Annotated in this window: 15 protein-coding genes, 1 tRNA gene and 1 pseudogene; 8 read left to right on the top strand and 9 right to left on the bottom strand. The window is 41.5% G+C overall.

Features of this window, described 5'->3' with window-relative positions; all coding sequences use genetic code 11:
* Positions 1 to 101: 101 nt before the first annotated feature.
* A complete protein-coding gene (locus ACP2AF_RS04755) occupies positions 102 to 962 on the bottom strand; it encodes an MBL fold metallo-hydrolase (RefSeq protein ID WP_425235094.1) in 861 nt (286 codons plus the stop codon).
* A 311-nt stretch (positions 963 to 1,273) separates the two neighbouring features.
* Between ACP2AF_RS04755 and ACP2AF_RS04750 the strand changes: the two genes are divergently transcribed.
* Complete coding sequence (locus tag ACP2AF_RS04750) at positions 1,274 to 3,130, top strand: cation:proton antiporter (protein WP_425235093.1); 1,857 nt, start codon at positions 1,274 to 1,276, stop codon at positions 3,128 to 3,130.
* On the opposite strand, the gene ACP2AF_RS04745 is transcribed toward ACP2AF_RS04750, so the two are convergent.
* From ACP2AF_RS04745 to lepA, 3 genes are all read right to left on the bottom strand, one after another.
* Complete coding sequence (locus tag ACP2AF_RS04745) at positions 3,117 to 4,760, bottom strand: DUF4038 domain-containing protein (protein WP_425235092.1); 1,644 nt, start codon at positions 4,758 to 4,760, stop codon at positions 3,117 to 3,119. The genes ACP2AF_RS04750 and ACP2AF_RS04745 overlap by 14 nt on opposite strands.
* A gap of 45 nt (positions 4,761 to 4,805) precedes the next feature.
* Positions 4,806 to 5,039: a GTP-binding protein LepA gene (locus ACP2AF_RS04740; RefSeq protein ID WP_282160235.1), complete on the bottom strand. Its 234-nt coding sequence runs from the start codon at positions 5,037 to 5,039 to the stop codon at positions 4,806 to 4,808.
* Positions 5,040 to 5,176: 137 nt separating this feature from the next.
* Positions 5,177 to 6,973: a translation elongation factor 4 gene (gene lepA / locus ACP2AF_RS04735; RefSeq protein WP_425235091.1), complete on the bottom strand. Its 1,797-nt coding sequence runs from the start codon at positions 6,971 to 6,973 to the stop codon at positions 5,177 to 5,179.
* Positions 6,974 to 7,208: 235 nt separating this feature from the next.
* On the opposite strand from lepA, the gene ACP2AF_RS04730 reads away from it, so the two are divergent.
* Positions 7,209 to 9,620 carry an outer membrane beta-barrel protein gene (locus ACP2AF_RS04730; RefSeq protein WP_425235090.1) on the top strand — a complete coding sequence of 804 codons (2,412 nt, stop codon included), beginning with the start codon at positions 7,209 to 7,211 and terminating at the stop codon, positions 9,618 to 9,620.
* A gap of 57 nt (positions 9,621 to 9,677) precedes the next feature.
* Positions 9,678 to 10,673: a tRNA dihydrouridine synthase DusB gene (gene dusB, locus ACP2AF_RS04725; protein WP_425235089.1), complete on the top strand. Its 996-nt coding sequence runs from the start codon at positions 9,678 to 9,680 to the stop codon at positions 10,671 to 10,673.
* On the opposite strand, the gene ACP2AF_RS04720 is transcribed toward dusB, so the two are convergent.
* Complete coding sequence (locus tag ACP2AF_RS04720; RefSeq protein WP_425235088.1) at positions 10,670 to 11,875, bottom strand: ABC transporter permease; 1,206 nt, start codon at positions 11,873 to 11,875, stop codon at positions 10,670 to 10,672. The genes dusB and ACP2AF_RS04720 overlap by 4 nt on opposite strands.
* A 2-nt stretch (positions 11,876 to 11,877) precedes the next feature.
* Entirely contained in the window at positions 11,878 to 12,270 is a 393-nt protein-coding gene (gene rbfA, locus ACP2AF_RS04715) for a 30S ribosome-binding factor RbfA (protein ID WP_425235087.1), read from the bottom strand.
* Positions 12,271 to 12,383: 113 nt separating this feature from the next.
* Between rbfA and mce the strand changes: the two genes are divergently transcribed.
* The 4 genes from mce (at position 12,384) to ACP2AF_RS04695 (ending at position 15,880) form a co-directional block, all read left to right on the top strand.
* The gene (gene mce / locus ACP2AF_RS04710) at positions 12,384 to 12,788 is read left to right on the top strand and encodes a methylmalonyl-CoA epimerase (protein WP_425238006.1); all 405 of its coding nucleotides are present in this window, start codon (positions 12,384 to 12,386) and stop codon (positions 12,786 to 12,788) included.
* 214 nt (positions 12,789 to 13,002) lie between these two features.
* Positions 13,003 to 13,218: a GIY-YIG nuclease family protein gene (locus tag ACP2AF_RS04705; RefSeq protein WP_425235086.1), complete on the top strand. Its 216-nt coding sequence runs from the start codon at positions 13,003 to 13,005 to the stop codon at positions 13,216 to 13,218.
* Positions 13,219 to 13,247: 29 nt separating this feature from the next.
* Positions 13,248 to 13,321 (top strand) — tRNA-Ile (locus ACP2AF_RS04700).
* Between the two features lie 168 nt (positions 13,322 to 13,489).
* The gene (locus ACP2AF_RS04695; protein ID WP_425235085.1) at positions 13,490 to 15,880 is read left to right on the top strand and encodes a hypothetical protein; all 2,391 of its coding nucleotides are present in this window, start codon (positions 13,490 to 13,492) and stop codon (positions 15,878 to 15,880) included.
* 464 nt (positions 15,881 to 16,344) lie between these two features.
* Here ACP2AF_RS04695 and ACP2AF_RS04690 read toward each other — a convergent pair whose 3' ends face one another.
* Together ACP2AF_RS04690 and ACP2AF_RS04685 are read right to left on the bottom strand one after the other, a co-directional pair.
* The gene (locus ACP2AF_RS04690; RefSeq protein WP_425235084.1) at positions 16,345 to 17,094 is read right to left on the bottom strand and encodes a phosphatase PAP2 family protein; all 750 of its coding nucleotides are present in this window, start codon (positions 17,092 to 17,094) and stop codon (positions 16,345 to 16,347) included.
* 142 nt (positions 17,095 to 17,236) lie between these two features.
* Positions 17,237 to 17,385: pseudogene (locus ACP2AF_RS04685) on the bottom strand (slipin family protein); the annotation flags it as partial.
* Positions 17,386 to 17,870: 485 nt separating this feature from the next.
* Between ACP2AF_RS04685 and ACP2AF_RS04680 the strand changes: the two are divergent.
* Positions 17,871 to 18,236: a DUF7009 family protein gene (locus tag ACP2AF_RS04680; protein ID WP_425235083.1), complete on the top strand. Its 366-nt coding sequence runs from the start codon at positions 17,871 to 17,873 to the stop codon at positions 18,234 to 18,236.
* Positions 18,237 to 18,396: 160 nt separating this feature from the next.
* On the opposite strand, the gene ACP2AF_RS04675 is transcribed toward ACP2AF_RS04680, so the two are convergent.
* Positions 18,397 to 20,706 carry a glycoside hydrolase family 3 N-terminal domain-containing protein gene (locus ACP2AF_RS04675; protein WP_425235082.1) on the bottom strand — a complete coding sequence of 770 codons (2,310 nt, stop codon included), beginning with the start codon at positions 20,704 to 20,706 and terminating at the stop codon, positions 18,397 to 18,399.
* Between the last annotated feature and the right edge of the window lie 187 nt (positions 20,707 to 20,893).

The following is a 20,893-nucleotide window of genomic DNA, read 5'->3' as shown; positions in this document are numbered from 1 at the left end:
AGTTAGTGTACTTTATCTTTTATTTTACGTTGTAAAATCCTTGTTTTTGAATCCATGCGCGCCATATGCAAAAACGGCTCCATAAAATCGAAAAACCCTCCTTATTCAAAAACGTCATCAAACGTATATATTTTATCCAACCGTATCCCTTTTTCCGTGGAACGCAAGGTACAAATTTCATTGTGCGCATCATGTTCAAAGAACAAATAATAGCCCATTTCCGCGGCCGTTTCCAAAACGCTTTTCTTTTCCTTTAATGTTAATAAGGGCCTAGTATCATAGCCCATGATGTAGGGTAAGGGGATATGGCCTACCGTGGGAATAAGGTCCGCTGCAAAAATCAAAATTTTATCCTTGTACTTAATATGTGGAATCATCTGCTTTTCCGTATGCCCATCCACAAAAAGGATGCCGAAACCAAACTCTGATCGGGAAGTGAATTTACTTTTATCATGCCGAACAAATTGCAATTGACCACTTTCTTCCATTGGCAAAAGGTTTTCTTTTAGAAAAGATGCCTTTTCCCTATCGTTAGGTGCTATGGCCCATTCCCAATGCCTTTTGTTGGTCCAATAAACCGCATTTTTAAAAGACGGTTCATAGCCCGTACGGTCCTTGTTCCATTGAATACATCCGCCACAATGGTCGAAATGAAGATGGGTCAAAAAAACATCGGTAATGTCGTCTCTATGAAACCCTAGTTTTTTTAGGGATTTATCAAGGCTATGGTCGCCCCAACGATAATAGTAACTAAAAAATTTGTCGGATTGCTTATTGCCCATGCCAGTGTCTATCAAAGTCAATTGATTGTGATCTTCGATCAAGAGGCTTCGTGCTGCAATATCGATCATGTTATTACCATCGGCAGGGTTGGTCCTGTTCCAAAGTGATTTTGGTACAACCCCGAACATGGCACCACCATCCAATTTAAAGTTTCCCGTTTCTATGGGGTAAATTCTCATTAAACTAAATTTTCCTGACCATTTTGTCTGACCTTCTTTTTAGGATTGGATCAACCTTTTGAGTTTAATTGTTCCTGTTTGTGCTTTTGTGATGCCAAAAATAGAAAACTTCGGCATAATAGGATGCTAGAAATACCGATTAGAATTATGGCATCACTATATAAATGCGTATTGGTGAACCAGATATGGGATGAGGGGGCCTTTTTTCCTTTATGGAAAGGTTAGTTATGGGATAAGAGATTCCACTTTGGACGATAAAGTTTATGGGTTTCCTGCCGTATAAATTAGTATTTTAGCCCAAAACCGTTTGAATGCTAGAACTTGCAGGGATTATCATACTAGGAATCATTGCCCAATGGGTAGCTTGGCGTCTAAAATTGCCAGCTATTCTTCCCTTGATTCTTATAGGTCTTTTAGTAGGTCCTATCGCTACGTTATTTACGGAAGACGGTACTAAGCTCATTGAACCTATTTGGAACGGGAAAAATGGACTTTTCCCCGGTGAGGGCTTGTATTATTTTGTTTCATTGGCCATAAGTATTATCCTTTTTGAAGGGGGGTTGACCTTAAAACGTTCCGAAATAAGAAATGTAGGCCCCGTAATCACAAAACTGATTACGTTGGGTTCCACCGTCACCTTTTTCGGTGCGGGACTGGCAGCGCATTACATTTTTGACCTGAGTTGGCAAATTTCATTTTTGTTCTCTTCATTGATCATTGTTACGGGACCAACAGTTATTACACCGATTTTAAGGAATATTCCCTTAAAAAAGGATTTATCCGCCATTCTAAAGTGGGAAGGTATTTTGATAGACCCCATTGGGGCCTTGGTAGCCGTTTTAGTGTTTGAGTTTATAAGTGTAGGTGAAGGACAGGCATTTACGAAAACCGCGTTGGTGGAGTTTGGAAAGATTCTCCTTTTTGGGTTTACCTTCGGATTTACATTTGCCCATGGCCTGGCCTTTGCCATTAAGAAGAATTTTATTCCCCATTATTTACTCAACGTTGTCTCTTTGTCCGTGGTGCTTTTGGTTTTTGTTGAATCGGACATTTTTGCACATGAATCCGGGCTTTTGGCCGTAGTGGTCATGGGCATGGTCATGGGAAACATGGATCTTCCCAATTTAAAGGAACTGCTTTATTTTAAGGAATCTTTGAGCGTTCTTTTGATATCCATTCTCTTTATTCTGTTAGCCGCGAACATTAATATCTCCGATATGGAGCTGATCTACAACTGGAAAACCGCGGCCCTTTTCTTGATCATCGTTTTTGTTATAAGACCTTTAGGCGTTTATTTGAGCACTTTGGGATCCAATTTGCGATTAAATGAGAAGATGTTCATCGGTTGGGTAGGGCCACGTGGAATCGTAGCGGCCGGTATCGCTTCCCTTTTTGGATCTAAACTAATTTTTCGTGGAGAACCCGGAGCGGAATATATTACACCTCTAGTGTTTATGATTGTTTTGGGAACGGTATTGCTCAATGCCACCACCGCGCGACTTTTTGCCAAACTGGCCGGTGTTTTTCTTCTGAAATCAGAAGGTATCCTGATCATTGGATCATCTAAATTCTCCAGACTCATTGCCAACTACCTACAAAAAAACAATAGGCATGTGGTGCTTATAGATAATAACCAGACTAATATAGAAAAAGCTAAAAAATCGGGTCTTGAAGCTATGGTTGCCGATATTTTTTCGGATACGCTTACGGACAACATCGAGTTGAACGATGTGGGTTATTTAATGGCTTTAACTGGAAATTCCGACATTAATAAATATGCCATTGAAAAATTCAAAAAACAGTTTGGTGAGAATGGATCATTTCGTTTGGTAAATACCGACGAGATGAACGATCCCGAGAGCAGTCCCAAGGAAGGGCTTTTTTCGCACACCGATGATTTCATTAAACTCATGGAAACGGCCAGGGAATATCCGGCCATCCAAGAAATAGATCTTAAAGACCAGGGGCATTATGAAGGTCTTATAGAGATTACAAAGGCAGATAAACATATTGTCCCTATTTTTTTAAAGACACCGGATGGCAATCTTCGAATTATATCTTCCTATAGCAAAGAAGAATTCAACGACGTAAAAAAGGGATACAAATTGGCTTATCTGGGTAAAAAGTTTGATGCTGAACCAAGTATTGTTGCGGTCAGTTCTCAGTAATGATAAGCACCCAAGGATTTTTGCTAGGTGCTTTGAACGTTGCCTTAGCAGCCTTGCCAAATAGCTTTACAGTTCCTGTCTTAGGATTTACCCATCTATAATTCAAGGTATTGGGAATATTCGAAATTTGAATTTCCCCTCCCTCGTTCAAATAAGAAATATACAACCGACCCTCCTTGGCCAATAGAGGTTTACCGTTGGCCAAATCCCATCTTTTTTGGATATCCGTCATATTGAGCCCATGAAGTATTTTTCCAACCAAGCCAACATATTCCGAACCTTTTAATTTCAGTGCCCCTTCCCAGGATAAGGGTTGGTCCGTCCAAGCTTCCCAGCCTTCCTCGTCGGGGGTAACTTTCCATTGCCAAAGACTGGCCGCCCCATAAACCACGCCCATGGTACCCCCATGCATAAGCTGCATCCAGGCCTCTTCGCCTTGCCACCAGGCTAGCCCGTTTTGCCCTGCATTCATACCCTCATAGGTAGGTTCTCCATTGGCCACTGCCTTGATGGGGAGGTTTTGGTACATGCGTTCTACTTTGTGGTACAGGTGTTCATCGTTGTGTCCGGTTTGGGCCCATTGAAAATCCAGCCACTCTTCCGCTTGATGGGTCTTGTTGTAATGCATGCAATGCCTATCCGGATCATTTTTGGCCCATGTGGCAATGTAATCATCACACGGGTTGTAATGCAGACCGGTAGGTTGCCGGTAGCAATCCCAAAGCTGAAGCATTTCCCCACTTTCCTTTACTCCGGGGTCGTTTGCATCATGATCTCCGGCAATCAGCCAAAAAGCCGGATAGCTTCCATAGCGGGCCAATAAATATTTTACATAGCGTACATACTCCTCTGGATTTATTTTTGTGCCCAAAACCTGTTTTCCCTTCCAACCGAAGCCATGAAAAACAGGCTGATAGACGGGAACTATTTCATGGTCCAGGAGCACTTGTATAAGACTGTCATAATACTGAAAGTAATCTGGGTTCATTTGATTGATATGACCTTCGGACAAATCTTGGAACGCACGTTTAAAACCTTGATCTGTATTGCGCGCATCTGGCCCTTCAGCCTTCATGTCGGGTTGAACCGTCATCATAAGGGCTGTATTGAAGCCCTTTTTCTGTCTATCCTTGGCAAAGATCTCTACCTGCTCTTTGGTAGCCCTAAATGGAATGCCCCAAGGCGTATCGGCCACTACTAAAAATGATTTTCCAGATTGGTGGACAACATTACGATAACCCTTGGACATTTTGAGAAGTCCATTTTCCAAAAGTCCGTTATCCCCTGTATAGGGAACCGAAACGAAGCTTCCCGTTTTACCATGCAGGCCCTTGTCCATTTGGTCAGAGGTATATGATTTCCACTGCCAAACGACATCGGTATCAGGTGGGGAGAACCGTATTTTCCAAGTATTGCCCCCATCCCAAAAAGCTGGCCTTTTAAGGGAGTCATTATTTTGATTGGTAAAAACACCCCACACCTCTACTTCCGTATACGGGTTTGTATAGCTCGCTTCCGATGTTAAGGTGATTTCATGTGTAGTCCACTGCTGGACGGGTTTTTGCGCCTCCTGGGCATTTAAGACAATAACGAGGAGCATTTGGAAAACAAGTACTATCGGGAGTTTCATACCAATGATTTTGCGGTATGAAGTTATAAAAAAAGAGAGTCACTTTTATCCGGAGAAAGGCTGAACTTTCCAAGTGGTAATCGAAATATCCTCAAAAGATATTTCATAACTACCCCCGGAAACCATCCTATAGAAATGTATAGAGGATTCCCGTTTTATCTTGTCCTCCAACAAGGATTCGTCTATTTCACCACCTTCCTGACGCCAGGTAAATATGGAATTCTGCTCTATTTGAATAAGGCGATGCTTTGCTGTAAACTGTGCGATATAGGTAGTCATGATTGGGGAACATGAATTTAAATTTTGTTTATTAAAAACAGGGATTCAAAGCAAAAATTGCAACGCACAATGTTAAATGTTGACAAAAACACTTAAGTTGTTGTATGATTGAGAAACCTGAAGTTAAGCGTAATTGGCTAATCGTTCAGTTTTAGCACGGCCATAAACGCTTGCTGGGGAATTTCCACATTGCCCACCTGCCGCATGCGCTTTTTCCCTTTTTTCTGTTTTTCCAACAGTTTTCGCTTTCGGGAAATATCACCGCCATAACATTTGGCGGTAACATCTTTTCGCAGTGCCTTTACGGTTTCACGTGAGATAATTTTGGATCCTATGGCCGCCTGTATAGGGATATCGAATTGTTGTCTTGGGATAAGTTCCTTTAGTTTTTCGCACATTTTTTTTCCAATGTGCTGTGCATTGTCAAAATGGATCAATGCGGATAGGGCATCTACGGGTTGGGCGTTCAAGAGAATATCCACTCTTACCAATTTGGAGACCCGCATACCTATGGGAGCATAATCAAACGAAGCATATCCTTTGGAAACGGTTTTTAGGCGATCATAAAAATCGAACACAATTTCGGCCAAAGGCATATCAAAGGTTAACTCAACACGTTCGGTGGTCAAATAGGTCTGATTGGTAATTTGCCCCCGTTTTTCTATACAAAGGCTCATAACATTGCCCACAAAATCGGACTTTGTGATTATGGTCGCTTTAATGTAAGGTTCCTCCACCCGATCTACAGTGGAGGGATCTGGCAAATCTGAAGGGTTGTTTACGATAATGGGGGTTTCCCTGTCCTTTGTCGTAAAAGCGTGGTAGCTTACGTTCGGCACAGTGGTAATGACGGTCATATCAAACTCACGTTCCAAACGCTCCTGGATGATTTCCATATGGAGCATGCCCAAGAATCCGCAACGAAAACCAAATCCCAAGGCAGCACTGCTCTCAGGGGCAAATACCAGGGAGGCATCGTTCAATTGCAATTTCTCCATGGAAGAGCGCAATTCCTCAAAGTCCTCGGTGTCCACGGGATAGATTCCCGCAAAGACCATAGGTTTTACGTCTTCAAAGCCTGCAATTGCATTTTGGGTAGGGTTAACGGCATCCGTAATGGTATCGCCTACTTTTACCTCACGGGCATCCTTTATGCCAGTAATCAAATAGCCTACATCACCTGTTTTTATAGTTGGTTTCGGCTGTTGGGTCAGCTTTAAGGTTCCTATCTCATCGGCAAAATAATCCTTGTCCGTGGCAACAAACTTTATTTTTTGTCCTTTTTTTATTTCACCATTTATAATCCTAAAATAGGTCTCCACTCCTCTGAAAGGATTGTAGACCGAATCAAATACCAAGGCTTGCAAGGGTTCGTTTGGATTTCCTTCCGGAGCCGGAACACGTTCAATTACCGCATCCAGTATGTCACGTATTCCAATTCCGGTCTTGGCACTTGCCGGAATTACTTCTTCGGGCCTGCAACCCAATAGGTCTACGATATCATCGGTTACTTCCTCCGGATTGGCACTTGGAAGGTCTACCTTGTTCAAAACCGGAATAATTTCAAGATCGTTCTCCAATGCCAAATACAAATTGCTAATGGTCTGGGCCTGAATGCTCTGGGCGGCATCTACGACCAACAGTGCCCCTTCACAGGCCGCAATAGATCGAGAAACTTCATAGGAAAAATCTACATGGCCAGGGGTGTCTATCAAATTTAGAATGTAGTTTTCGCCTTCGTACGTATATTCCATCTGAATGGCATGACTTTTAATAGTAATGCCACGTTCGCGCTCCAAATCCATATTGTCCAGCAATTGCTCCTTTTTTTCGCGCTCGGTTACGGATCCTGTAAAATCCAATAATCGATCCGCCAAAGTGCTTTTGCCATGGTCTATATGCGCAATGATACAGAAGTTTCTAATGTGCTTCATTTAAGAGGGCCCCTAAGCAATCGGGGAATTTTAGAGATACTTTTTCTTTTTTCATCCATATGGGTAAAACAAGCCCAAAGCAGATGCAAATATAGCTTAATTTATACAGCTTGATTCATGCGGTCTACATTAATTAAAGAGGCTGTATACCAGTTACAAAGGGTACAAAAGATTCTGTTTTTTGTGAAGTAGAGTACAATATTTTAGTAGATTTGATATTCAACCCAAACTTTAAGTGAGACGTGTATTCCTTCTTCTGATATTGTTTCTGTTGTGCCCTATTGCGTTAATAGCGCAGGTACATTCCGTTTCCGGAACGGTAAGGGACGGGAATGGCCAAATGGTGTCCTACGCCAATGTTTTTCTTTTGCGACCATCGGATTCTACCCTTTTAAAGGGAACTTCTGCAGATGAGAAAGGCCAATTTGTCTTAAGCGAGGTATCTCCCGGGACGTACCTTCTAAAGGCAAGTTATATCGGAAACGCCTCCAGGGCCATAGGAATAGATGTTTTAAGGGACGTTAAAATTGGAGCGCTGATTATTGATCAAAATGTTGAAGTTTTGCAGGAAGTAGTCGTTACTTCCAAACAACCGGTAATCGAACGCAAGGCGGATCGTTTGGTCTTTAATGTTGAGAACACGGTGGTATCCCAAGGAAGCTCTTGGGAAGTACTACAACGGACTCCGGGCGTTATTACGGTACAAGAGGAACTCCAGGTCCGCAATCAGCAGGCCGTAGTATACATAAATGACCGGAGGTCTCGTTTGGCTACCGATGAACTTAAAGACCTATTGGAGAATTATCCGGGGCAGCATATACAATCCGTTGAAATTATCAATAACCCTCCTGCAAGGTATGATGCGGAGGGTGGGCCGGTCATTAATATTGTGACCAGCAAAAACATATCCCTGGGCTATAAGGGGAATGTCAATGGCAGTTATACACAGGCAGTTTTCCCTAAATATACCCTAGGGACATCCCATTTCTACAAAACGGAAAAACTCAACATCTTTACCTCGTATTCCATAAATCCCAGAAAAGACTTCAAGGGCTTGGAAAACCAGATTAATTTTATTGATTCCAATGGTATTTTTTCTAGATGGGACACGGATTTTGACCGAATCTCCGAGGTTACCACACATAACGCACTTCTAAATGTGGACTATAACATTGATTCCCGGAACGAGATAAGCTTTGCCGGGTCTTTTTTAAAATCCCCGGATAAGAGTTTTGATAATTTTCAACGTACTGAAATACGGAGCACTGCCCAGGTTTTGGATTCGACCTTTACCACTCAAAGTGATTTATTGGAAAACCAGGACAATTTTTCGGGGGATTTGACCTACACCCATAATTTCAAAAATTATGGGAATTTTAAACTGAATGGTCATTATACCCGGTTTAGTTTGGACAGGACCCAAGATGCACAGTCGGATTATTTTGACCCTCAGGGACAGTTTATCCGTAGATTCTCTTTCTTTACCGATGCGGAACAGACTGTAAAGATCTATACCGCACAAGCGGATTTGACTTCCACTTTGGGCACCGTTAATTTGGAGACAGGTATAAAAGGATCTTTTATCGACTCCAAAAGTGGCCAGGAATACTTTGATATCTTAAACACTATCCCAACGCCAAATACTGGATTATCGGATAATTATCTCTATGATGAGAAGGTATATGCGGCTTATTTGGATTTGTCCAAAGATTGGGAAAAATGGAGTGTAAAATCCGGATTGCGTGCAGAACATACCCAGAGTTCCGGTTTTTCGCGTACCCTTTCCGAAATCAACAATTTGGAGTACTTTGAGCTTTTCCCCTCACTGTATGTCCTGTACACGGCGAATGAAAATCACAGTTTTGCCTTTGATTACTCGCGAAAGGTAAACCGACCAAGATATGAGGATTTGAATCCCTTTAGATATTTTATTAATGAAAATAATTTTATTGAAGGAAACCCGGAATTGATACCTAGCTTTAGCCATAATTTTAATGTAAACTACACACTCAAGAACGAGTTTTTCTTTGATGTCTATTACCGTGACAATGGCCGTTACATTTCTACGTTGAGCTTTCAGGACAACGAAAACTTGATCTTAAGGGATGTAACGCAAAATGTATTGGAAAGTACCTCTTATGGATTTGATTTTAACTATGGCAAATCCGTATTGGACGGGTGGTATCTGTATAGTTATATTTCAATTTTTCATGAAGATGAAACCTTTGTAGCCCTGGAAAGCGACAACCAAATTGTGGTGAATGAGGTAGATGGTTTCTATATAGACCTTACCAACTACCTTACCCTTTCCAAGGATGGGACTTTTAAGGGAGAATTGGGACTCACGTATTTGTCCGGGTTTCTACAAGGATCATATCAACAGGATGAAAGTACGCTCCTAACCTTGGGGCTTAGAAAATCATTTTGGGAAAAAAGAATGTTGCTAAGTGTACAGTTCAATGATATTTTGAATAAGTTCAATAGCAGAGTTACCTCCAGATACTTGAATCAGGACAATGGTTATTTTGCACGGCCCGAGACGCAGTACATCCGTTTGGGACTTACGATCAACTTCGGAAATTTTAGGTTGGAGGATAACCAAAGGGAAATCGATAAAATGGAGCGAGATCGGTTGGCCCCAAAGTAGGTAGGGATATAGTATTCCTGGTATTTCGTATTTTTGCACGTCTAATACTAAAAGGATTTGCCCAAAATAGGAGACACACAGTTACCGGATTTCCCGTTGTTGCTTGCCCCCATGGAAGATGTAAGCGACCCGCCCTTTCGTGCGCTGTGCAAGGAGCAGGGAGCCGATGTGGTGTATACCGAATTTATTTCATCCGAAGGCTTGATTCGTGATGCTGCCAAGAGTGTCATGAAGTTGGACATCTACGAGAAAGAGCGCCCTGTAGGCATACAGATTTTTGGGGCCAATTTGGATTCCATGCTACGATCCGTTGAGATTGTGGAAAAGTCAAATCCGGATATTATCGACATAAATTTTGGATGCCCGGTAAAGAAAGTGGTTTGCAAAGGTGCTGGGGCGGGCATTCTTAAGGATATTGACAAAATGGTCTCCCTTACCAAGGCCATGGTACAGCACACGAAACTTCCCGTTACCGTAAAGACCCGTCTGGGCTGGGACCATGATTCCATAAAAATAGTTGAAGTCGCGGAGCGCCTGCAGGATGTAGGTTGCCAGGCCATTGCCATTCATGGGCGTACCAGGGCACAAATGTATAAAGGCGAGGCGGACTGGAGACCTATTGCCGAAGTGAAGAACAATCCCCGAATGCATATCCCTGTATTTGGCAATGGAGATGTGGATTCTCCCGAAGCCGCAGTACGTATGCGGGATGAATTTGGCCTGGACGGGGCCATGATCGGGCGAGCCAGTATAGGCTATCCATGGTTCTTTAAGGAAGTAAAACACTACTTTAAAACAGGAACACATCGCTTACCGCCCACTATGGAAGAGCGTGTGGATGCCGCTCGTCGGCATTTGCAAATGGCCATAGACTGGAAAGGGGAGAAATTGGGGGTTTTTGAAACCCGCCGTCATTATACAAATTATTTTAGAGGGATTCCCCATTTTAAGGAATATCGCATGAAAATGGTGACCAGTGATGATTCCGCTGATGTCTTTGCCGCATTTGACGAAGTACTGGAAAAATTTGCCGACTTTGAGTTTGCCCACTAAGGTGAGATAAGCTTTTTGGTAATTCGGCTGCTGGCAATTTTAGAGGCAATGATTCCCAAGACCACTATGGTGGCCAAGACCACCAATACGTTCATCATATTATATTCTACAGGGTATGCCAGCGATGGCGTAATTTTCAGCCATCCAAAGAGGAGCTGGGACCAGATTAAAAGGGACCCGAATAGCACACCGATAAACCCGCCTGCCGCGGTTACGATGGCACCTTGTACAAAATAGATGCTGCGAAGCTCCTTAAGGGTAGTCCCCAAACTGAATAGGGTCTTTGAATTTTGTTGCTTGTCCAAAATCATCATGATAATTGCGCCCACTACATTAAAAAGTGCAATGATAAGTACCAAGGTAAAGATGAGATAGGTAGCCAAATTCTCTGTATTAAGCATTCGGTGAAGGGTGGTATGCATTTCCTGGCGGTTCTTCACAACGATTCCATTGCCCAAAACCTCAGTGATTTTCTTACGTAGAACAGCAACGTCGGCATTTAGGTCCAATTTAAAATTAACGCCTGAAATTTGTGTACTGTCCTTTTCGAAAAGTGCTTGGGCCAAGGAAAGGTCGGCAAATACATATTTTTTGTCCAGATTTTCTTCAACACTGTAAGTGCCGCTAACGAGAAAAGGTAGCGCATTGTACAGATTTTCTGGTCTCGATTGTGATATACCCCCTTTTCCAGGTTTAAAGGCAATGATTTCCATGGGGTTCCTGAACTGATTTGGAGTCACGCCCAAAAGATTCACGATTCCTATTCCGGCCACGCCCCGTTGTTGGTCAAGGGCCCACCCCCCATAATAGACTGTACTGTCCACGTCCGTTACTTTGGTGTAATTGGAATCCACTCCCTTAACGGAGGCCGTGGTGAATTTTTCCTTGTGGGTCAAAAGTACCTGCTCTTCCAACTCTTTTGAGAAAGCTACAATCCCATTGATTTCTCCCAAGGCCTTTTCCTGTTCGGGAGAAATTGAAAAGAATTTCCCATAGGCGGGAACCGCTTTTAAATCAGGATCAAAAGTATCACTGAAGGAAAGGCTAAAGGTTTTTAAGCCCGCAAAACCGGAAAGCACTATAAACAAGGCCGCGGAGCCGATGACAATAACAAAAAAAGTAATGAAATTGATGATGTTCACCGCATTTTGGCTGCTTTTTGAACGTATGTAGCGCTTAGCGATATAGAGCGGAAAGTTCAAGCTTACAATTTTTTGCGCTTATCCAATAAGTCCCTATTTTCTATGGGATTTTTGCCACTTTTAAGGGATTTGTCAATGTTCTCGATATAATCCAGGGAGTCGTCAATAAAAAATTGCAGCTCCGGAATTCGTCGCAATTGATGGCGGGTACGTTGGGCCAATTCATGTTTGATCAAGGGTTCGTTGGATTTAATCCCTTCCAGCAATTCCTCGGAATCCGTGTTTGGAAAAATGCTCAAGTATACTTTAGCAATGGAAAGATCCGCCGTAACGGACACTTTGGTTACCGAAATTAGGATGCCGCTCAACCCACCATCCTTGGCCGCACGTTGTAGGATATCGGCAATGTCCTTTTGAATGATTCCTGCAATTTTTTTCTGACGCTGTGATTCCATGGTGCAAAAGTAGGCCTTTTATGACTTTCCTCATCATTTGGTACCTTTAGAACCCATAATTTTGGCCTCTAGAACGAGAAAAGCAATCATTTAACAAAAGTATTTGTAGTATGATGGACAAAATAGAGCATATTGGTATAGCAGTAAAGGATTTGGACAACTCCAACGAACTTTTCGAAAAACTTTTTGGCAAACCGGCCTATAAGCTGGAAGAAGTGGCCTCGGAGGGTGTTCGGACCTCCTTTTTTGAATCGGGGCCCAATAAAATTGAACTGTTGGAGGGAACCAACGAAAACAGTCCCATTACCAAATTCATTGAAAAAAAGGGGGAAGGGATACATCATATTGCCTTTGCCGTGGGCGATATCGTTTCTGAAATAGAGCGATTAAAGGAAGAGGGGTTTATTGTTTTGAACGAAACCCCAAAAAAGGGAGCGGACAATAAACTGGTCGCTTTTTTACATCCCAAGACTTCCAATGGGGTTTTGGTGGAATTATGCCAGGATATCCCGGGTTAGCCCATAAAAATACCTTGCAACCCTTAAAAATAAGTAGTAATATTGCATCCGCAATTTGCGGATTCTATACCTGCCCGCTTGGCAGCATGGCAGGCGGGGCTCAGTTGCCCGCCCGGATGAACGAGTTCACCGTTCGGACGGGGTTACCTGCCTATCTGGCGCCCGCCTACTGGCCGAAGGCCGGCAGGGAGCACCTACGAGAGGATTTGAAATAATGTTTGTTTATGTTCTTCGAAGCGAGATAGACCAAAGGCTGTATGTCGGAATGAGTTCTGATGTTGAAAAACGCTTGAAGGGCCACAACGCAGGAAGAACAAAAAGCACTAAAGGGTACAAGCCTTGGAAGTTAATTCATAAGGAGGCTTTTCCTGATAGAGCAGCCGCTAGACGAGGAGAGCTATATCTAAAAAGTGGATATGGAAAGCAGTAGCTGAAGAAAAAATATTGAAATACTACAACGGTCCTATAGCTCAGTTGGTTAGAGCACCTGACTCATAATCAGGGGGTCCCTGGTTCGAGCCCAGGTGGGACCACATTAAAAATCCGTAACAAGCTATTAATTAGTAAGTTGCGGATTTTTTGATTTGTAAAATGTACGGTTTCTGTACGGCTGTCTTAATAAAGGCATTACTGACTTTTGTTTCTTCACTTTCTTCAATACGAAAGCACTGTATTACTTTTATAGCTAAATCGTTCAAAGAATGAAATATAACCTCGACGACTTACATTGGCAAGAATTTGAAGTTTTTTGCTTTAAGGTACTTCAAATTATGGTGTCCAATGGAGTTCAGTTTATAGATGGAGGCGCTGACAAAGGAAGGGATATTGTTTACACAGGAACATCTGTTCAATATAACCCAAGTTGGAGGGGAGATTGGTTATTTCAGGTTAAACACAAATCAAAAAATTTAGAGACGTCAAAACTGTTGCAGAAACTTACTTTTGATTTAAAAAAGGAATTAAAAAAAGTGTTTGTCGACAATGAGTTGAAGTATCACAACTATGTTCTAGTCACCAATAAAACTATTAACGGGAGCTTGTATGATGAGCTGCAAGGGATTTTTAATGATTTTGTTGACGAAAACAATATTTCATGTAAAAATTTTAGCATTATTAGCTATCATCATATCGAATCATGTGTTGAAAAAAATGATTCATTAAAATGGTCTTATCCTAATATTATTTCTCATCCGGATTTTAAAAAACTAATGATGGATGTAGCTAACCGAGGTTTGAAGGTAAGAAACAAGGGTTGGTTAAATGGTCTTGCCAAACAACGGGATAAGTTTGTCTACACTAGGTTTTTTCAGAGCGCGAATAGTAAATTAAAAAAGTATCCTGCAATTATTTTATCAGGTCCTCCAAAAAGCGGTAAAACATTTAACGCAGAAATTCTTGCCCTGAACTATTACCTATTTAATGACTTCCAACCGTTGGTAATTGATCGCCCAGAAGAGATTGAAAATTCTTTCGATGAAAAAAGAAAGCAAATTTTTATTTGCGATGATTCATTTGGCAAATATTCGTTGGCCCATAAAGCCGAAGATTGGTTTGATAAACTGGAAAGAATTTTTAACCTGGCTGACGAATCCCATTTGTTCATTTTTACTAGCCGAGAGTACATTTTTAGAGCTTTCGTTAATCAAGGCAATGATGAAGCTCGACAGCTTCTAGAAAAGATTATTGTAGAATCCCATGGTTATGATAACCAAGAGAAATTGGCAATTCTTCAGAGATACACAAACCTGTCTCCGCTTTCTGGATATGAAAAGGTGTCGATTCTAAGTAATGAAGATGACTTAATTAAAAACAAAAACTTTTCTCCTGAAACAGTTAGAGCATTTTTTAGCAATATTGACCAGCGAGAAGAGGGAGAAAGTGTTTTAAAACAGTTTAGAGATCACTTAGCTCAGCCTGACGCATATTTATCCGTAGTATTTTTAAGCTTATCACCTGTAAAGCAAGCCGCGCTTCTATCAGTTCTTTGTTCTTTGACAAATGACGAGAACAATATTCATAAAAGTTTCCACAGTATTTGCAAGGACTTAGGCTTGTCAAAAATAACAAGTATAAAACTGGAATTTGACGAGCTTGATGACAGTATTTTGAGAATATTTAGATCAGATATAGTCGAGCAAATACAGTTCTACCATCCTTCAATGCAAGAGTTCTTAATAGGGAAACTTGTAAGTGAAATTGCTGGAAGTTTTAGAGAAGTTGTTTTGAAAAATACAAATACAGAAATTCTCAACTTCAGTCAAGTAAGAGCAGAAGGTAATAGCATGTTCAATGAAAAAAAGGAAAGCTTAATTAAGTTACAGAAAGAAGATGTAGAAAATATTTCTAATGGTCTATACAGATTAATTGACAATAGGAGCGTTAAAATTTTAGATATAATTGACATTATAAAATGGTTTTGTTCTAAGTATCATTCTTTAGAGCTAAAAATTTATGATCAACCCATGTTTTCAACTCTGAAAAAAATACTGGAATGCATATTCGCAAAGATATTTTCGAAGGACTTTTTTTTCTATCACCAAAGCGACTCTACCCAAAATTGGGCAAATATGTTGTTCAATATGAATGCAGCCATAACGACATATAATTTTCAGATAGAACAGTTTAATTTTGAATATCCCAAGGCTCTATTGAAGGCCAAAACTGACGAAGAGAATTATTGGATTTTGGTTTTTAGAGTACTACGGTTTTCAAGCGATGACTTTATTATTGAAAACATTGGAAGAAAATGGTTGAATGATTTTTATGTTGATTTGAAGGAATCTATCTATGAGCTTGGTGTCGAATTATTTAGTTATGATTTTCCTGATTTCAAGGAACATAAAAAAAGGTTATTAGTTGATAAAAAAGCCGTCAAAAGACAACATAAACCTAATAGTACTTGGTATCCTAGATTCCTTAAAGTCAAAAAAAGAATCGATGTTTTGAAAGAGGTTAAAGGTACAGGTATAGGAAATAAAATTTTAGACCCATTAACAATCTCTTATAATGAAATAAACCAAATAAGGGATTATGCTAAAAACAGACATAGGTTTAATATAGAGAAAGGTTGGTGGAATGAGGATACATTATAGTTAAATATTTACATAAGTAAGAATTAGTGCATATTGCATTGTTGAATTACATTGTCAAAAATTAAGGAAATGGCGAAAAAACAAACCCGAGAGCTTATTTTACGCCTTAACACGCTTAGGTTTGAGCCATATGCCGAATTTAAAATTGTCAGTACCCACTGTATCCTTTAGCTACTTATTGTACTTTGTAGTTGCTGCCATCGTATTTATTGCAATTGTCTTATGGAGAAGTTTATTAGTTCTTTCGGGTTTTCTTTCCGTGCAGGACAAAAAAAAGAAATAGAAGGTTGATATAGGTAAGAAAACCATTAAGTTATTTCGCGCTCATTTACATTTGGTTGCAATACGTTGCGCACCGAATACCACAAACACTTAAGCCAGAGTTTAATTTTTGTAGTTTAATAAGGTTTGGCCAAACAGGTTTATTATGCCTTTTTCAAGGCCATTGCCGTTTTCTGGGAGGATCAAAACCTAAAAGAAAGGTATGCTCCGGCCCCTTCCTGATTCACAGTTGGGGCGATCAGCAGCCTATCTGATTTCTTGAAAGGATTCCAAGAGAAAAGATAGTCGAAGTGGTAGACTAGCTTGGTCACTGCAATGCCCAGGGCGGAGCCCAGGATTACATCTGAAAGCCAATGTTTATTCTTAGCCATACGTAGGTACGCCGTACTTATAGCAAAGGCATAACCGGAATAGGCTAAAATGGGTTCGGTATTTTTGAATTCCTCATAGAGCACGGTTGCACTTGCAAAAGCCAGAGAGGTATGCCCTGAGGGGAACGCTTCCTCATTTGAGCCATTAGGTCTTTCCTTATCGATATTTATCTTTAGGCCAGTGGTAATTGCCTGGGTAAGCAGTAAGGACAGTCCTGCATTCTTTGTTTGGTCAAACCAATGGTTCTCAGCTTTTGCGCCCAAACCGTCAGAGATATACATCACGGCCAGGGGTGCAAACCTGGTGTAATCATCGATATTCGTTCTTAGGTTACGATTGACCTTAGGTTGTAATTCCTGCTCAAAATCACCGTTGGTCATTAGCAATGCGGTAACTGTGAGCCCAGCCGGAATTGCTAATTTTTTTAAGGTAAGCGGCTGCCTTTCTATGCGCTGATCAAAGGAGGTGGAATCGAGAATTACTTCATATTGCCCGAGGCAAAGGATTGGAGAGATAAGGAGTATGAAATAAATGCTAAATAAACACTTCTTTGCGAACATTCGTATCTTTTTCTAGAAAGATACCCATATAACGCAATAAGTCAGGAATAAATTTTACGTTGGGTCTATTTCCTTATTTCGTTGGGAACATTGGGAGCGGTAAAAAAGAAAATTCGCCAACTTTCATTGACGCATTCCTCCACTATTTATTGACAGAGAATAGCTCTTTCAATTGTTTTACCATACCTCCATTTCCGGAGACGGTAATCTCACCAATTTTATCGGCGATTTTTCAACGTATTCCATCTCCTTCAACTTGAAGAGTATCTCGTTTTCTTCCATCAGCTTTGCTGCGAAGGAGGAAGTGGAACCAAAAGCCTCAGCAAAAACTTTAGCTTTTTTATGTAACAAAACCGGGATGAGAAGTCTGTCTGTCGGCAGACAGATTTATCACAAGTGCATCTTCCTATGTTTTTACTCCAGTTATCGGACTCGGTATTGCATTCATTATCTTGTGCTTCGGCAGGGTAGGGATAAAATTGGGCCATTAGCTTTAAAGAAGAACTCCTTTTCTTCTTATGGTTTAATTTTAATGATCACTCCGTGAAGAAATCTCCAAATTGAGACCTGTGGACATTTGAGAATTTGTTCTTTCCAATTTGTTCAATTATTTTGTTATGGAGCTTTCTAAATGGACGTATTTTTAATACGTACTGTAGCATAAAAGCTGAAAATTTTCCGGATTCATTAATTCTATACCCGGGGAAGGCACCAGGGTAACTATCAACTATAAAGTTGGCGAAGCTATGTTGGACAATTCATAAATAAGGAAGAATATGAAGATAAGAATCAAAGGCAATTCAGTACGGATCCGGTTGACCAAACCGGAGGTAGCGACTTTTTGCCAAGAAGGCCGATATGAGGAAACAACGAACTTTGGCGCAAAAACCCTAATCTATGCTCTTGAGGGCAAAACGGGAATCAAGGAATTGGAGGCTGATTTCGTGGGGGACACCATTACCCTTTACCTTCCCCAAGAGGAACTCTTAACTTGGGCCAACAACGACCGCGTGGGCTATACCAATTCGGTGGAATGGAACGATAGCGGCGCGCTTTCCCTTTTGGTGGAAAAGGACTTTACGTGTTTGGACAATACCATAGAAGACCAATCCAAAAACTATCCGAATCCGAAGTTACTTTAAAGAGCTCTAGAGCAAACGGCCACCAAACAATTTTTTAATATTTGATGTGAAACAAATGCATTAAAAATCCGAAATGATTTTGGTGCGCTTTTCGATGCATAACACATCTTGTATATTTTAAAACCTCCAAAAAGTTTCAAATACCTTTTTGTATACGTAATCACTTATATTTTTGGACACGTTCATCGTTGATAAGCCCGTTCCAGTTCAGTCCAAACGAAAAGTCATAGGTGTTGCCCTCGCCATCAACATAAGGCACCATATCGCGGGGAACGTCCTCGAATTGGGTCTCTACGGTTTTCATATCTGCAGGCATTTGAAATGGAAGAAGCGCTGAGGGTTCTGCTTTACCTGTCAAAATTTGCATTAAGGCATCATCCTGCACACCCATGTGGACCAAGATTGCGGAAGCATTCTTCTCGATTTCGGAAAAAACCATGGGTTTAGCAACGTCTACTATAACAATTACGGGCTTTCTTCCCATTTTTGACTTGGTCTCGTTTACCAATTTCATGTCGGAAATATTTGATGTGGTGACCGATTTGTTCTTATAAGACCTATTGGTGAAGTCCTCTAATGGGCTTCCGCCGGCCAAGCTCTTGGCTCTGGCATCAACTGCCTTGTATGGGCCATATTGTAGGCTTATGGGTATATAGCCGTTGCCGCCCTTTGCCACATCTGCCCTGTCATAACCTACACCTCCGTCCGGACTTTTGATTCCAACCAATGCAAAATTTGCATCAGCAGGATTTTCTACCACCTCAAAATATTTTCTCACGACCTCCAAATTGAAAGGGGATTCCTCCTTCGCAGGAGTTTCCACGCCCCACCAATTCCTACTTGCGGGAATGTAACGTTGTGGCACATACACCTTTTGTCTTTCCTTGAAGGGAAGCGTAGCGGACTGATTTTTGAGCATCACAATTGACCGTAATTGAGCCTCAAAGCCAGCCTTCATATATTCAGGATTACCGACCAATTTTTCGGTCTCCGCGATATCCAAATAAGGGTTTTCAAACAGCCCGACCCGGAAAATATTAGTTAATAACCGTATGGCCGATGTTTCAAAACGTTTTCGCATATATTCTTCGCCATGTTGGGCAACACCCATTTTGTAGGCTTCCAAAACAGGATCCATATCGTTATTGCCACCAAATTGATCCATCCCGGCTTCGATAGCCTTATAGTGCCTTTCAATCTCGGTCAGATTTTCCACGCCCCAACTTTTTCCTTCGAACTTGTCCACCGCACTTACATCGCGGGTAATACCCCAATCCGTACAAAGTACCCCGTCGTAACCATATTCCCCTCGAAGAACATCCGTAATAAGGTATTTGTTGAAACCATTTCCTACCAAGTCGTTGTCCTTGGTATCTTGCCCAAACGAGATGGTATAATAGGGCATTACCGCTGAAGCCAATTTAGTTGGGCCGTTTAGTTTAAAGGCACCTTCCGTAAAAGGTTGCATGTGGTCCTTAATGTTCTTGCCAGGGTATACCGCATAGGCGCCATAGCCAAAATGACCATCTCGACCTCCTTCCTCGGGACCGCCTCCGGGCCAGTGTTTTACCATGGCATTTACACTTTGAAAACCCCAACCTCCCCGGTCATCGGAAGATTGGAAACCATCTACATAGGCTCTTGCCATATCTGTCGCCAAATCGGGATCTTCCCCAAGGGTTCCGTCGAAACGGCTCCATCGCGGTTCGGTGGCCAAATCTATTTGAGGCGATAATGCCGTAGCGATGCCCAATGCACGATATTCCTTTGAAGCGATTTGCCCAAACTGAAGCATTATTTCAGGGTCGAACGAAGCACTAATACCTAGGGATCCGGGCCACATAGAGATGCTACCACCAGCTCCCTCATTGTACTCGGCATAAGAATCACTCCCATGCCTGGGATCTGAACTGGTATTTACGGGAATGCCCATTCCCAGACCTTCCACTAATGCCTGTGCATTATTGTTCCATTGAGCGGCAACCGCCGGGGATTTTACACGTGTAATCAATACGTGTCTGAGATTATCATTGGTCAGGAAGTCCTTCTGGTCATCGGAAAGGTCACCTGGAGATGCACCACTTTCTGCATAGGGTTTGCCATTATAGTTTGACGATCGTCTTCCGCCGGACGGAATGGATTGATGGGCGCTATACAGCATAAGACCGGCCATTTGTTCCAATGACATCTTTGAGGCAAGATCCTCCGCTCGTTCCCGTATATCCAAACGCCAGTCTTCATACAAGTCCAATGATCCATTTTTGTTTAGATCTTTAAATGCCAATCCATCTACCGTCAATAGCTGTACTCCTGATTGCAAACTATACCCTAAGGTGGCCCCATTTAGATTTTTTGCCAGATTAAAACCTTCCTTTGTCTGCTCGGTAAACAGGGGTTCTAATTTACACCCATAAATAGCCAGGGCCACCGCAACGTATAGCAAATAGTAATACTTTCTGAGAATTTCCATTTTGATGATATTTATTGTCGATTGTATTCGATTCAGATAGTTGCCGAGGTCATATACCCCTCAATAAAAGGTTTTTAAGGGACTAGAGGATTACAAAATCCGCCAACGACTAAATCAGCCCTGTAAACAACAATCTAAGACCGATTTCCCATGGGCAACCGTTTAAATCCTGTATTTCGATTTCTCC

The organism is Ulvibacterium sp., assembly GCF_965248315.1.
Lineage (GTDB): Bacteria > Bacteroidota > Bacteroidia > Flavobacteriales > Flavobacteriaceae > Ulvibacterium.
The sequence above is the reverse complement of the archived record's forward strand: the minus strand, read 5'-3'. Positions and strand labels throughout refer to the sequence as shown.